Below are 12,443 nucleotides of genomic sequence, written 5' to 3'. Positions count from 1 at the left end.
AGGCTGGCCGCGTTTGCGGCCACCGCATGGCTTGGCCTTGACCGGCCCGAGCACGACGGCACGCTGGCGTGGAACGGGGCTGCGTTCCCGGCGTGGCTAGACCTTGCCGTCGGCCGCGATTATGGTTGTCGGGCGCGGGCGACCTCGTGGCGAAGCGTGACGCGTCGGCTGCAAGCATCACCGGACTGCCTATTTTGTCCTGCCGGATTGAGGCGCCCGCGCGCCGGGTTTTGGCCGCCGCGCTTTCCATTGCGACACGAATCGTTCGTAGCTTTGCTCCGCCTGGGCGGCAATCAATATTTCGCGGTCACGCAGCGCCTTGATGTTGTAGGCATAGGCTGGTCCGCGACGGCTCCCTTTCTGTTGTGGATGTCCGGCTTGAAGTTGCATCGCGCGGGTCTTGCTCGCGACCAGCGCTGGGCGCGTCCACAGGTAATCTTCGCCCTTCGTCAACAAATGCCAGCAGAGCACAGTGAGCTTCCGAGCCACGGCGACCGCGGCGATCTGATGGCCGCGCCGGGCGCGGATGCGGACGAAAAACGCATGCAGTGGACCGGGCGCCTTGGCCGCTGCCCAGGCCGCCTCAACCAGCATGGCACGCGCATGACTGCGGCCGATCTTGCTGATACGGCCGTGGTGGGCCGCTCCCAGCCCGGACTGCCGCACCCGCGGGTTCAGCCCGAAATAGCTCACCAGCTTCTGCGGGCTGTTGAACCGGCTGATGTCGCCGATCGCCGCTACGATGCCGGCGGCGACCGCCAGATTCACGCCGGTGATCGTCATCAATTTGTTGACCGCGGAATCCTCGATTGCGTCCTGCGCGATCTCGCGGTCGAGCAGGGCCAGGTCTTCCGCCAGCCGGTCAAGCTCACGGACGTGCCGATCGATGGCCGCTCGCTCATCGTCTGGAAGCTGTTGAGCGGCCAACCACGCCCGGCCGCGAGCGTTGAACAGATCGGCATGTGGGCACTTCGGGATCAGGTGTGCGTGCAGGATCGAATGCACCTCGTTCTTGAGCCGCGTACGGTGCCGCACAATCTGGTAGCGCCGCGCCACGAGTCTGCGCTTGCGTTCGGTCTCGGCGTCAGGCGTCCAGATCTGCGGCAAGTATCCCGCCGCCTGCAGACTGGCGAGCGTGCCAGCATCGATCTTGTCGGTCTTGACGTGAGCCTGGGCGATCGCCTTCACCTGCAACGGATTGGCGATAATCACCCGCGCCACGAAGGGCGCCAGCACTCGCGACACCGCCATGCTGTTGCCAGTCGCTTCGAGTACAACCTCATCACTGGCCAGCAGCGTCTTACCAAATCCCTCCAGCGCAGTCCGCGTCATATCAATGCGGCCTGCATGTCGGAGCCTGCCGTTCTCCCAAAATACCACCTCCCCGAAGGTTCGGTGGACATCAATGCCAATTACCCGTCGCATTCGCACCTCCTGCCAGACACATGACGGGAGCTGCGGGCGACACGACAACTACGGATTCGCGCTCTCGGCGCAACCGGGCGAGTCGCAGAGGCGGCCAGCTACTAACTCGAGCTCTCTCGGCTCATCGTGTGTATCGGCCTGCCCGCACATCGTGCTCCCGGTGCCTCTGTCCCGATGGTCGCACCATACGCTACGATGTAGAATACCGCAGCGGAACGTTGGCACCGAGACATCTCATACCGGTTACCAATCCGATCGAGAGCGTGTTCGCCACGGTGCGGCACAGGACTGTGCGGACCAAGGGATCGTTGTCGCCGCAGACCGCCAGGCTGATGGTGTTCAAACTGATCGATGCCGCGTCCAAGACCTGGCGACGACTAAAAGGCACAAATCAGTTGCCGAAGATCATCGCTGGTGTCAGATTCGCCGACGGCATCGAGGTCGTTCCGACCCAGCAAAGCCACGCCGCCTGATCGGCCACATCACCCAAATTCAGGCATAGCTCCTTAATAACTGGAACAAACTGCTGTTCGACATAAGCTCGGAAACATTCGCCGTTGATCGGCCCGTCGAAGACGCAGGGAGCGACGAGGCTGTCAGAGCGCAAGGCGCCGAGAAAGGTCAAGGTCCGCCAATGGCCGTGGGGTGCAAAACCTCGCACCCGTTCGCCCTTCGGTCCCCACCCGCGCAAGGGGGCCATACTGGTCTTGATCCAGGGGTGAGTAGGCCGGGGGATTTTCACCCCCGGCACCGGGTCACCGGAGGCGGTCGCCCGCCCCCGGTCGGGTAGGACCGAGGCGCGGACCGGGCTTCGCATGATGCCGACGTCTCCTCGATCCCCCCATCATTCCGTACGGCGGGTTTTCCCCGATACGGCTGGAAGGCTGGCATTTTCAGGCGGCGCCTTCCCGGATGCCACACGCGCTTAAGTCTGCTGCCGACATACGCGCCGTGTCAGCCGGTTTGCATCCACCCTTCGTACACCTCGTGGTCCAACGGTTATCCCGCACAGTGTCGGGTCGTTGACTCGATCGTGCACCGCCATGAAGTGGGATTACCACTACCCCAGGGGTCCTCGCTCTTGCTCGAGTTATGTTGTCTCGAGCCGTCATCACTTAACTGACCCCATCCGCCCCACTCGTGGGCACACCGCGATTTCACCGCACGGCGGCTTATACGCGATGTCTTCGCTGTGCGGGAGCGCCGAGGCGACCCGCGCGTGGTTCCGAGCTTTCGCTGCACATTCCTTCCTGACATGCCGCCCTCTCCGACCCCGGGGAGTTCGGACATCGTATCGTCCAAGTTCACGATGCCGACATGGTCTTCGCCAAGGGAACACGGGCTCGACACTCCCGATACCTCCACAATCCGTTTCACGTGGGCGTTCATTTCGGGGCTACACTGGTTCACATCTGCTACGGCCTGTCAGGTTGCTCGCCTCGGCGCGATCGAGCATTCCTCAACGGTCCGGCGTGCTCATCTTCCGGACCTCCGCGCTAAAAAATCGCGCTCGACTGTCAGTTGTCCAATCTTGGCGTGCAGCTTCTCGATCTCGCGTTCGCGAGCGTCCTCGCTCTCGCGCCCGACACCCGCGTCAAAGGCCCGGGCCGCCTGTTCCAGCAGTTGCTTCTTCCAGGCATAGATCTGGTTCGGGTGAACCTCATAGCGCTGGGCCAGATCGGCCACCGTCGCCTGCTCCCGCACGGCTTCCAGCGCGATCTTTGCCTTCAGTGCCGCGTCAATCTTGCGTCTCGTTTTCGGCGTCATCATGCGCTCCGTCTGTCAAACGGAGCAGCCCCTTCCAACTAAGCACATGGTCCCAAAATCGGGGTCCGTTTCAGAGGAATCTACCATCCTCAGGGCGTCCACGAACGGGAGCAAGCTCCACTGGCGATACTCGACGGATTGCGGAAGATCCTCACCGCCCGGCGGCATTGCCGATGGCTGTAACGCAACTTCGGACAAATCCCGATTTTTCGGCCGCGCAGCCAGGGCTCATGAAGGCCGCCCATGCCTACGATGAAGAAAACGGTGCGCTCAAGGTGGGGCAGGTCAAGGTCAGTGACGGAGGGGAAATGGTGGAGTGTAGCGTTAGAAAGCCCGCCGCAAGGAATGCAGCATCAAAGGCTGAAGGCGGTGGATAAGCGGGATCTCACGGAATGTCGATGGCGTTCGAGAACCGCGCAAATCTGGCGACATGAGATGTTGACGACATTGATCGAGGGCGGAACGTGGGGCTCGATCGACGTCCAATTTTTTGCTTCATTCGAGTAAGGCGAGCCTGATGGTAGCGCTCGCGCGGTCGGAGCTGGTCGGGGTTGCGGAGACCGCGCGAGCGCGGGCCAAGGAGCGCGGACTCGCAGGGGGCACCATAAAAATATTGCCGAACCAGACAGGGTGCGAACCTTCGGCACGAATAGCACGCGGTCCCGCGTATACCGATGAAGCGTCTTGCCGGTTGTTTCTGTGTGCTCGCTGCCGCTGTCAGGTTCTTGTCTGCCGGCGGTGTGATCGCGGCCAGATCTATTGCGTTGGAACCTGTGCGCAAGAAGCACGTCGCGACCGACAAAGGGAGGCTCGGCGACGCTATCAGGCAACTCCGCGTGGTCGCGCTATGCATGCCGAGCGAAATCGCCGCTACCGTGCTCGACAGCGCCGCATGACGGATCATGGTTTGGTCAAGGTAGCCCACGGACGTCTTTCGTCCGGATTTGATGTCGACTTGGCGCCAGCATCCAGCAACAGACCATCAGAACCGCTGCTCTGCCACCACTGCGGGCACCCAGCTTTGCCGTTTCTGCGCCTGTCAGTCCTGCATCCTCGACGTCGCCGCGCACAAACACGTCCAACCTCCGTCGACAGCCGTCGACTCGGCCACCCACCCCGCCTGCATGTCACCATCTAGGCGCGCTTTTGCAAAGCCAGCAACACGGAAGCAAAGATCGACGAAATACCGTTCCTGCAAATCACGGTTAGGCGAAAATCGCGGCCTGATAGCTAGACCGACAGAGGCTTGGCGAACCAGGACGCAGCCGAGACGTGGTTGGAGCAGAATGACCCGGAGGGCCTAGATTGGCACCTTGATTGACGCAAAATATTGATTGCCCTTCTAATACTTTTCAAATCCAACCATTTTCATCCTCCAGCAATTGACGCCTCCCTTATCGTTGCGATGGATGAACATCTTCCGAATTGAGGTTTCGAGGTTTCTGCGCTCGATCCCGGCCAGGAACGCAATATCGAGCTGACGCGTCTGAGTGAACTTCTCAACCACCACCTCAGTCGGATTGCAGGACGGTAGCCTTGCGGCAATCGGGTGCGTGACATGCAGATCCTCGATAAAGTAAAAGCCACCAGGCTCGACGATGGGAAACAGCTTCGCTAGAGCGAGCTGTTGGTGGTAAGCGGCGTGCGAAGCGTCATCGATGATGATCCTTACGGGCGGGAGTGAGCTCGCAAGACGTTCCAGGGCTAGCGCATCACCCATATCAAGGCGCTCGAAACGGAACCGGTCCATCTTAAACGCGCTGAAATCGGAAATGTCGCAGCCGACAATCTCGGCTTTGGGAAAGAACTCCAGCCACATCTTAATGGATGGAATGTCGTCGACCTTGCGACCGGGCAGTGCATCGGGATCAAGAGAGCCATGCCCGTGCTGCAATCCGATCTCGATCATCGTGAAAGATTCGTGCCGGAATTCCTCGAACAGAAAAGAGTAAAAGCTAGTGTAACCATGGGCGTAGGCAACCTCACTTCCCTTGTCAGTTCCGAGGGCATTGGCTCTTTCCGTCAAATTCGGGGCGCTCATTGCAACGTCACCTATTCTTGCAGGGCCATCACACGGTGAACGGCTTTTTCATTTCAAGGCGCGTGCCAAACGGCCGGTGCTGATTTCTTTTTCGTATTCCCAGCTGGTTGGCGCATCTCAACTGCGGCTCCCTTCTGTTGCTTCCCGTCTCATCTGCTGTTCGGTTGAACACCCAAATGTTGGAAACCTGACAAGCCAGCTGACGTCCCGCGGCTTGGCGGGAAACATTGGTCTTGCCTCCCTTCAGGCAAGCCCTGACCAGATTCGCACTTGGCACGGGCATTGCTGGTTATGAGCGGCTCAGTCGATCTACAGATCATTCGGGGGCGCTGTCGCCTAAGTGAAGAGCGCATGCGAGGGACATCCGATGTCACGGCAGCACTCCGGAAGCGCCTTCGGCGGCGCAAGCTTTGCACTATAGATGGCGGGAGTTCCGCTTTTGCGATCGGATTATCTGACATTCCATCGGCTGATTGAAGCAGGCTCCATGTTCCGACCAGTCACCTCCGGAGAACCTCATGCCCTCTGCGTCCCCCTCGCCCGGCGTTGATCCAGCGGCGCAGAGTGCTCCCTGCAATGCCTACCTGGTTGGCACCGGCATCGCCGCCTTGGCGGCAGCAGCGTATCTCATCAAGGAGGGCGGGCTATCAGGCGACAATATCGTCCTGTTCGAGGAGACGGAACGGTTCGGAGGCAGCCTCGACGCACATGGCGATGCGAGCAAGGGTTACGTCATGCGCGGCGGACGCATGTTCGAAGAAAAGTTCAACTGCACCTACGACCTGCTCTCCTTCATTCCCTCGATCAGCGATCCTGCCAAGTCGGCGAAAGACGAACTAATGGATTTCCATCAAGAGTTTTTCTGGAACGACAAAGCGCGTCTGGTTTGCGGCGGCGAGATCGTCGATGTATCCGATCTGGGTTTCAGCAAGAAAGATCGCCTCGACCTGCTAGCCCTTTGCATGGCATCTGAATCGGCCCTCGACGCTCGAACCATCCAGGATTGGTTCAACCCTCATTTCTTCCGGAGCAACTTCTGGTTCATCTGGTGCACAACCTTCGGGTTCGCGCCTTGGCACAGCGCGGTCGAGTTCAAGCGCTACTGCTTGAGGTTCCTGCATCTGTTCTCGACCATTGACACCATGGCGGGGATCTACCGAACCCGGTTCAACCAGTTCGATGCTATAGTCCGTCCGATCGTTGCCTGGTTGGTACCCGCTACTCGATCTGTGCGGCTACCGGCAATGCCTCATTGCGGATCGCGACGGCGTCTACGATCCTGGCTCAACCAATGGGCGCCTGTTACTCGGCTTAAAGGGCACAATCTCCGAAGTGGAGTTGCACACACTGCGCGGCCGTCTGACGGCGGGGCTGCGCGCCAAGGCCGAGCGCGGCGAGTTGACGTTACTGTTACCGGCGGGTTTGGAACGTGACGCCAATGGTGTGGCATCGAAGGATCCGAGCAGGGAGGTGCAGCAGCGGATATCACTGGTTTTCACGACATTTCTGGAGGGAGGCTCCGTAGGCAAGGTAATCCGGTCATTCCGAGATCGTGCGCTCTCTATACCGCGGCGGGACCGGTTCGGCGATATTGCGTGGCGGACACCATCGGCCAGCATGATTTCCGGAATTTTGAGGAATCCGGCCTATGCTGGCGCTTTCGTCTATGGCCGCACCAAGTCCTGCCGCACGACCTATACGAGTGGTAAACTGAAGACGGCCCGCTGCCCAATGGCAGAGTGGAAGGTAGTAGTAAAGGACCGCTATCCTGCATACATCGATTGGGATGGCTTTGAGCGGATCCAGGCCATGTTGCGCGATAACCATGCCGAATACCAACGCAATCAGACGCGTGGCGTGCCCCGAGAGGGGGCCGCTATCTTGCAAGGCATCACCTGGTGCGGCCGGTGCGGCCACAAGATGTCGATACAATACAAGGGCGGGTCCCGCTACGTCTGCAATTCCCTGTTGAACCACCAAGGCAAGACGCTATGCCAGCATCTTCCCGCCGATCCAATCGACGCACAGGTGGTGGCTGCATTCTTTGCAGCGATCGCTCCCGCTGAGGTGGAGGCCTGGAGGCGTGCGCTCAATGCGCGGCAGCAGACTGACGAAGCGCTTGATCGCGCCGAAGAGCAGCAGGTTGAGCGACTGCGCTATCAGGCACTCCTGGCCGAACGACAGTATAATCGGGTCGATCCTGACAATCGCCTCATCGCCGCTGAGTTGGAGCGGCGATGGGAAAACGCGTTACGCGAACTCCGGCAGGCTGAAGAGGCGCTGACCACCCGCCGAGCCACGAAGAGCAAATCAGCCATGTTGACCCCAGAGGAGCAGAATGAGTTTCTTGCGCTTGGTCCACACTTGCCTGAGCTCTGGCGGCGGCCTGATGTGAGCCGGGCAGATAAGAAGCAGTTATTACGAACGCTGATTGACAAGGTTGTTCTCCACCGCATCACGCGCGATCGAATCGCGGTTCGGATCGTCTGGTGTGGTGGCGAGATATCCGAATTGGAAGTCGAGCCGAGGGTCCATGCACTGCATGCTCTAACTCGAGGGACTGAGATGCAAGCACGGATCCTTGAGCTGGCCCGCCAGGGCTTCGATGATGCCGAAATCGCCAACACCTTGACCCAGGAGGGGCACCGCTCACCGCGCCGAAATTATGTTCCAGTACGAACCGTTCAGATCGTGCGGCAGCGCCATCGCGTACTGCAGGACGGCGTCGCAACGCGTGCTCGTCACATTGCTGGTTGGCTGCCGGTGACCGCAATGGCAAAGCGTTTGGGAGTTTCGAGTTCTTGGATCAAGCGACGTATCCGCAGCGGCACCATTGATATCCAGCGCGATCCTTGGGACAAGCGATTCCTCTTTCCTGATACGGAAGCCAGCATTGTTGCGTTGCGAGAGCTTAAGACAGGAGCTCGAGATCACCTCGTTTTCGACCCGAGACCAAACAAATGAAGGTATCAACATGATCGATCGTAAATCCCATCTCCATCACCGATGAGCGTGTGGGTCAGGCCACATAGATCGAGCAGACGGTACCAATCAGCATTATTGCGCGCTAGTCGCGAGACTTCCAAGCCGAGCACGATGCCCACCTGGCCGAGGCCGACCTCCGCGGTCATACGCGCGAAGCCGGTGCGCTCGGAAAGGCCGGAACCGGAAATACCGAGGTCCTCATCGATGACCTTCACCTGATCGCGTCGCCAACCAAGCCGCGCGGCGCGTTCGGCTAACTCGTACTGACGGGCAGTGGACTCGCGATTATGCTCGACCTGCGTCGTACTGGACTGACGCACGTAGACGATTGCGCATCGGCGTAGGTGCTCAGCGGTGATCTTGCTCAGTTCGTTCATCGTTGTGATCTCCGGCAGTGGCGATTGCTCGGGCGATTAGTCGGGCGAGTCGCAGCACGAGATGTGCGCGCTGCTCTTTATCGAGGGCCTCCCATACGGGTACGGCCCCGCGCTGAGGTGGTGGGTCGAGAAAGCTTAGCTGCTGCATGGCTGTCCTCCGATTGCGGTGGCAGGACAGTATGCGCGGCATCCAACTGCCGCAGCAAAGCGTCGACGATCGTCCGGGCGTGCAGCAGCTCGGCGTGCGAAGCCAGGAATGCCGCTTGAGCGCATTGCGGGCTTGCACGCGGTAAATGTTGTGCGATAGGCAGATCTGTCCACGCAGCCGGTACAAGGGCACGGGTACCATCGGGCAGTACAAGCGTCAGATGAAGTTCGCCGCGTCGATGACACCAGCCAAGCACATTAAGCGCAGATCCCTCAAAGGGATGGCGCGACCGAACGATGGTTACCTGATCGGGATAGTCGTCGAGATGATGAGCGCGGTGGTGGGTAGTCTGTCGAGTAGTCTTTCGGGAGTCTCGATCATGATTGGGTCCTCCGGTTTGTCGAACATCGAGTCGGTGATCCGCGCCTGATCAGCTTGATCCGGCGCTGGTTGAAAGCGGGTATCTTGGAAGACGGAGCGGTGCATCCGAGCGAACAAGGAACGCCACAAGGCGGATCGATCAGTGTGCTTTTGAGCAACCTCTACCTTCATTGTGTGCCGCAGTCGTAAGAGAGGAGTTCAGAATGAACTGATCCAATCAAACAAGAAGCTGTACAGAAGATGGAGGCGGGCCCTCCGAAGTCGGCTTTCAGGAGCAGGCTTCAAACCACTCCAGGCGGCCTAGGTAAAGAGCCATGGTCGTGAGCGCGGGAGTAAAGCGTGGGGAGAAGAACCCCAGCAGGTAAGAGTCAGAGAGACGAATGCAAATAAACCCTCGAAGACGCGTCGTTAAAGTCAAACGTCGTCAAAACCGGGCGCGAGTGCAGAGCCCGGGACAAATCTGTCGGAAACCTGATTACTGGGCAGATGGCGGCCGGTGTATAGGGGGCGTGACTCTGACTCAGGCTTCAGTACGGCACTGCGGGAACCAGTCGTTCCGATGTCAAGGGAAAAGCACAAGTGGCCAAAACCACAAGGCGAAACGCCCGATGCGGAGCACTGGGACGGACCGACTCGTACGAGCGATGAAGGCTGGTAATGCGGCTGGAGCAAAGGGGTCGGGTCAGACAGCTGTATTTGGCGTTCAACTCGCAAGAGGAGGAGGCGCGTGAGTGCAGCGAAACCGTTTGATATCTCGAAACAGCAAGTGTGGAAAGCCTACAAGGCCGTCCGAGCCAATGCGGGCGCTGCCGGCGTGGATGAGGAGACAATCACTGAGTTCGAAAAGGACTTGAAGGGCAATCTGTATAAAATCTGGAACAGGCTGACGTCGGGAAGCTATTTTCCGCCGCCGGTCAAAGCGGTCGCCATTCCGAAGAAGAATGGCGGGGAAAGAATTCTCGGCGTGCCTACAGTGGCCGACCGCGTGGCACAGACGGTTGTCAAGCAATACCTTGAACCGATTCTAGAATCTATCTTCCTGCCCGATTCCTTTGGCTATCGTCCGAAGAAATCGGCGCTGGATGCAATCGCTGTCACCCGCGATCGTTGCTGGCGATACGATTGGGTTTTGGAATTTGATATAAAAGGTCTATTCGACAACATCGACCACGCGCTTCTACTGAAGGCGCTCGAGAAACACACGACGTGTAAGTGGGTAACGCTTTACATCAAACGTTGGCTCATCGCGCCGCTTCAACAAGAAGACGGTACTCTGGTTGAACGAACCCGAGGAACGCCTCAAGGCGGTGTGGTCAGCCCCGTTTTGAGTAATTTGTTTATGCATTATGCGTTCGATGTCTGGATGACGCGAATGTTTCCAGACCTTCCTTGGTGCCGTTATGCTGATGACGGGCTCGTGCATTGCAGGACTGGAGCGGAAGCAGACGCCGTTAAGGCGGCACTGCAAGCTCGACTTGCAGCATGTGGCCTGGAAATGCATCCAGATAAAACGCAGACTGTTTACTGCAAGGACTCAAATCGAAGGGATTCGTACCCGAACATGAAGTTTGACTTCTTAGGTTACGAGTTCCGAGCGCGGGGTGCCAGAACGCGTGCAAGGGGCGTACTCTTCACAAGCTTCTCACCTGCGGTCAGTACAAAATCTCTTAAAGCTATGCGGGCACACACGCGGCGGCTCAATCTCCGCAATCAGTCCCATCTCAGCTTGGAAGAATTTGCTCGCATTCTCAATCCAATCCTCCGGGGTTGGATCGCTTACTACGGGCAATTCTATCCCTCGGCGATGTGGCCGATATACAGGCACGCAGACTACACGATACGCGCCTGGATCATGCGGAAATACCGCCGGCTACGTGGACACAAAGTGCGGGCCAGCATGCTCATGCAAAGAATTGCAGAGCAGAACCCGTCTTTGTTCGCCCATTGGCGTTTTGGAGGGATCGGCGCGTTTGTCTGATGGGAGCGGTGTGAGTCGAGAGGCTCATGCACCGTTCTGCGAGAGGCCGAAGGTGCAATTCCTTCGGCCTACTCTCCACGTTCTCGACCTCTGGTTCGAACGCGTGGTGAAGGGCCGGCTGCGGGGCGAGGCCCGACTGGTGCGCTATATCGACGACTTTGTGATCTGCTTCCAATATCGATCGGACGCCCTCCGCGTACAGGAGGCCTTGCGTCTTCGGTTGGGGAAGTTCGGCCTCACTCTAGAGCCGACCAAGACCAAGTTGGTCGAGTTTGGTCGGTTCGCGCAAAGACACGCGGGCAAACGCGGCAGAAACCGCCCGGAAACAATCTACTTTCTGGGTCTAACGCTCTATTGCACGCGAAACCAAAGAGGCAACTTCAAGGTTGGGATGCGTACCGAGAAATCTCGGCTAAAGCGCAGCCTTATGTCTCTGCAGGAGCTGATGCGGCGAATACGGCATTACAAGATCAGTGACCAGGCCGATGAAATCAACGTCGTCCTACGCGGCCACTATACCTATTACGGCGTCGCCGGAAATCTCCGGAGCCTCGTAAAAGTTTATCGGGCAGTGGAGCGTTACTGGCGCGGAATGCTGCGCAGCCGCAGCTGGGCAGGCCGACGCCTCACTTGGGACGCCTTCAACCAAATCAAAGAACGGACACCGTTGCTAAAGCCTAAGCTGCGCCTCCCTTATCGGGAGCTGCAGGCGCTTGCAGTGCTGTGAACCAACTGTCGAAGAGCGTCGGTGCGGGAAATCCGCACGCCACGTTCTGTGGGAACCGGGGGCGGGCGACCGCCTCCGGTGACCCGGTGCCGGGGGTGAAAATCCCCCGGCCTACTCACCCTGCGGTCAGCACAAATCTGGCGCGGCTCCGGGGGCGTGCGCCAAGGGGTGTCAGGGTGATCGGCGCCGTTCCGCTGGGGTCATGGGAGACCATCACTTTCGTGGCGGCCTTGCGCCACAATAAAATGACTGCCCCGATGGTGATCGAGGGAGCTATGACCGGAGAAATGTTCCTCGCCTATGTTGAGCAGTGCTTGGTTCCAACCCTCCGGCGCAACGACATCGTCGTGATGGACAACTGCCGAGTTCACATGGCGCCTGCCGTTAGGCACGCGATTGAGAGGGCAAAGGCGAGCGTGCGGTATCTCCCGAAATACTCGCCTGATCTTAATCCGATCGAGCTGCCCTACAGCAAATTTAAGGCATACTTGCGTAAGGTCGCGGCACGAACAGTTCCGCATCTCACGCGCGCGATCCGTTCGTTCATCCCACAACTAAGCCCACGCGAATGCACCAACTATTTCGCTCACGCAGGCTATGCTTCTAAATGACAG

11 protein-coding genes and 2 pseudogenes are annotated in these 12,443 nt (G+C 58.9%); 8 read left to right on the top strand and 5 right to left on the bottom strand.

Translation table 11 applies throughout. The annotated features are described in order from the left end of the window. Nucleotides 1-189: 189 nt before the first annotated feature. Nucleotides 190-1,407, bottom strand: coding sequence for an IS110 family RNA-guided transposase (locus tag ACVJGD_RS27170; protein ID WP_456640390.1), 1,218 nt, complete (start codon nucleotides 1,405-1,407; stop codon nucleotides 190-192). A 263-nt stretch (nucleotides 1,408-1,670) separates the two neighbouring features. Here ACVJGD_RS27170 and ACVJGD_RS27165 point away from each other — a divergent pair. After that, a pseudogene (locus ACVJGD_RS27165) lies at nucleotides 1,671-1,898 on the top strand (IS256 family transposase); the annotation flags it as partial. Nucleotides 1,899-1,930: 32 nt separating this feature from the next. Here ACVJGD_RS27165 and ACVJGD_RS27160 read toward each other — a convergent pair. Both ACVJGD_RS27160 and ACVJGD_RS27155 read right to left on the bottom strand, forming a co-directional pair. After that, nucleotides 1,931-2,140, bottom strand: a pseudogene (locus ACVJGD_RS27160) (transposase); the annotation flags it as partial. Nucleotides 2,141-2,901: 761 nt separating this feature from the next. After that, a complete protein-coding gene (locus ACVJGD_RS27155) occupies nucleotides 2,902-3,195 on the bottom strand; it encodes a transposase (RefSeq protein ID WP_456637127.1) in 294 nt (97 codons plus the stop codon). 671 nt (nucleotides 3,196-3,866) lie between these two features. Between ACVJGD_RS27155 and ACVJGD_RS27150 the strand changes: the two genes are divergently transcribed. Continuing rightward, complete coding sequence (locus ACVJGD_RS27150) at nucleotides 3,867-4,088, top strand: hypothetical protein (protein WP_456637085.1); 222 nt, start codon at nucleotides 3,867-3,869, stop codon at nucleotides 4,086-4,088. Between the two features lie 446 nt (nucleotides 4,089-4,534). On the opposite strand, the gene ACVJGD_RS27145 is transcribed toward ACVJGD_RS27150, so the two are convergent. Then, entirely contained in the window at nucleotides 4,535-5,233 is a 699-nt protein-coding gene (locus ACVJGD_RS27145) for a hypothetical protein (RefSeq protein ID WP_456637126.1), read from the bottom strand. A 518-nt stretch (nucleotides 5,234-5,751) separates the two neighbouring features. Here ACVJGD_RS27145 and ACVJGD_RS27140 point away from each other — a divergent pair. Further along, complete coding sequence (locus tag ACVJGD_RS27140; RefSeq protein ID WP_456637125.1) at nucleotides 5,752-6,666, top strand: oleate hydratase; 915 nt, start codon at nucleotides 5,752-5,754, stop codon at nucleotides 6,664-6,666. Then, nucleotides 6,572-8,197, top strand: a complete 1,626-nt coding sequence (locus ACVJGD_RS27135) for a recombinase family protein (protein WP_456637124.1) — start codon at nucleotides 6,572-6,574, stop codon at nucleotides 8,195-8,197. Before ACVJGD_RS27140 ends, ACVJGD_RS27135 begins: the two co-directional genes overlap by 95 nt. Nucleotides 8,198-8,202: 5 nt before the next feature. Here the strand turns inward: ACVJGD_RS27135 and ACVJGD_RS27130 are convergent, their stop codons facing one another. Beyond that, a complete protein-coding gene (locus ACVJGD_RS27130) occupies nucleotides 8,203-8,595 on the bottom strand; it encodes a recombinase family protein (protein ID WP_456632522.1) in 393 nt (130 codons plus the stop codon). Nucleotides 8,596-8,963: 368 nt separating this feature from the next. On the opposite strand from ACVJGD_RS27130, the gene ACVJGD_RS27125 reads away from it, so the two are divergent. From ACVJGD_RS27125 to ACVJGD_RS27110, 4 genes are all read left to right on the top strand, one after another. Continuing rightward, complete coding sequence (locus ACVJGD_RS27125; RefSeq protein ID WP_456637123.1) at nucleotides 8,964-9,173, top strand: hypothetical protein; 210 nt, start codon at nucleotides 8,964-8,966, stop codon at nucleotides 9,171-9,173. Nucleotides 9,174-9,851: 678 nt separating this feature from the next. Further along, nucleotides 9,852-11,102 carry a group II intron reverse transcriptase/maturase gene (ltrA, locus tag ACVJGD_RS27120; protein WP_456632677.1) on the top strand — a complete coding sequence of 417 codons (1,251 nt, stop codon included), beginning with the start codon at nucleotides 9,852-9,854 and terminating at the stop codon, nucleotides 11,100-11,102. A 106-nt stretch (nucleotides 11,103-11,208) separates the two neighbouring features. Continuing rightward, entirely contained in the window at nucleotides 11,209-11,829 is a 621-nt protein-coding gene (locus ACVJGD_RS27115) for a reverse transcriptase domain-containing protein (protein ID WP_456637122.1), read from the top strand. After that, nucleotides 11,826-12,440 (top strand): IS630 family transposase, encoded by a 615-nt coding sequence (locus tag ACVJGD_RS27110; RefSeq protein ID WP_456637121.1) that lies wholly within the window; start codon nucleotides 11,826-11,828, stop codon nucleotides 12,438-12,440. The genes ACVJGD_RS27115 and ACVJGD_RS27110 overlap by 4 nt, the downstream gene beginning before the upstream one ends. The last annotated feature ends 3 nt before the right edge of the window (nucleotides 12,441-12,443 follow it).

This window comes from Bradyrhizobium sp. USDA 10063, assembly GCF_054063735.1.
This window is presented reverse-complemented; position numbering and strand designations above follow the sequence as displayed.

Bases quoted from the DNA above. Each gene is read 5' to 3' on its own strand.
- ACVJGD_RS27155 (WP_456637127.1), bottom strand. From the start codon at position 3,195: ATGATGACGCCGAAAACGAGACGCAAGATTGACGCGGCACTGAAGGCA.
- ACVJGD_RS27150 (WP_456637085.1), top strand. From the start codon at position 3,867: ATGAAGCGTCTTGCCGGTTGTTTCTGTGTGCTCGCTGCCGCTGTCAGG.
- ACVJGD_RS27145 (WP_456637126.1), bottom strand. From the start codon at position 5,233: ATGAGCGCCCCGAATTTGACGGAAAGAGCCAATGCCCTCGGAACTGAC.
- ACVJGD_RS27140 (WP_456637125.1), top strand. From the start codon at position 5,752: ATGCCCTCTGCGTCCCCCTCGCCCGGCGTTGATCCAGCGGCGCAGAGT.
- ACVJGD_RS27130 (WP_456632522.1), bottom strand. From the start codon at position 8,595: ATGAACGAACTGAGCAAGATCACCGCTGAGCACCTACGCCGATGCGCA.
- ACVJGD_RS27125 (WP_456637123.1), top strand. From the start codon at position 8,964: ATGAAGTTCGCCGCGTCGATGACACCAGCCAAGCACATTAAGCGCAGA.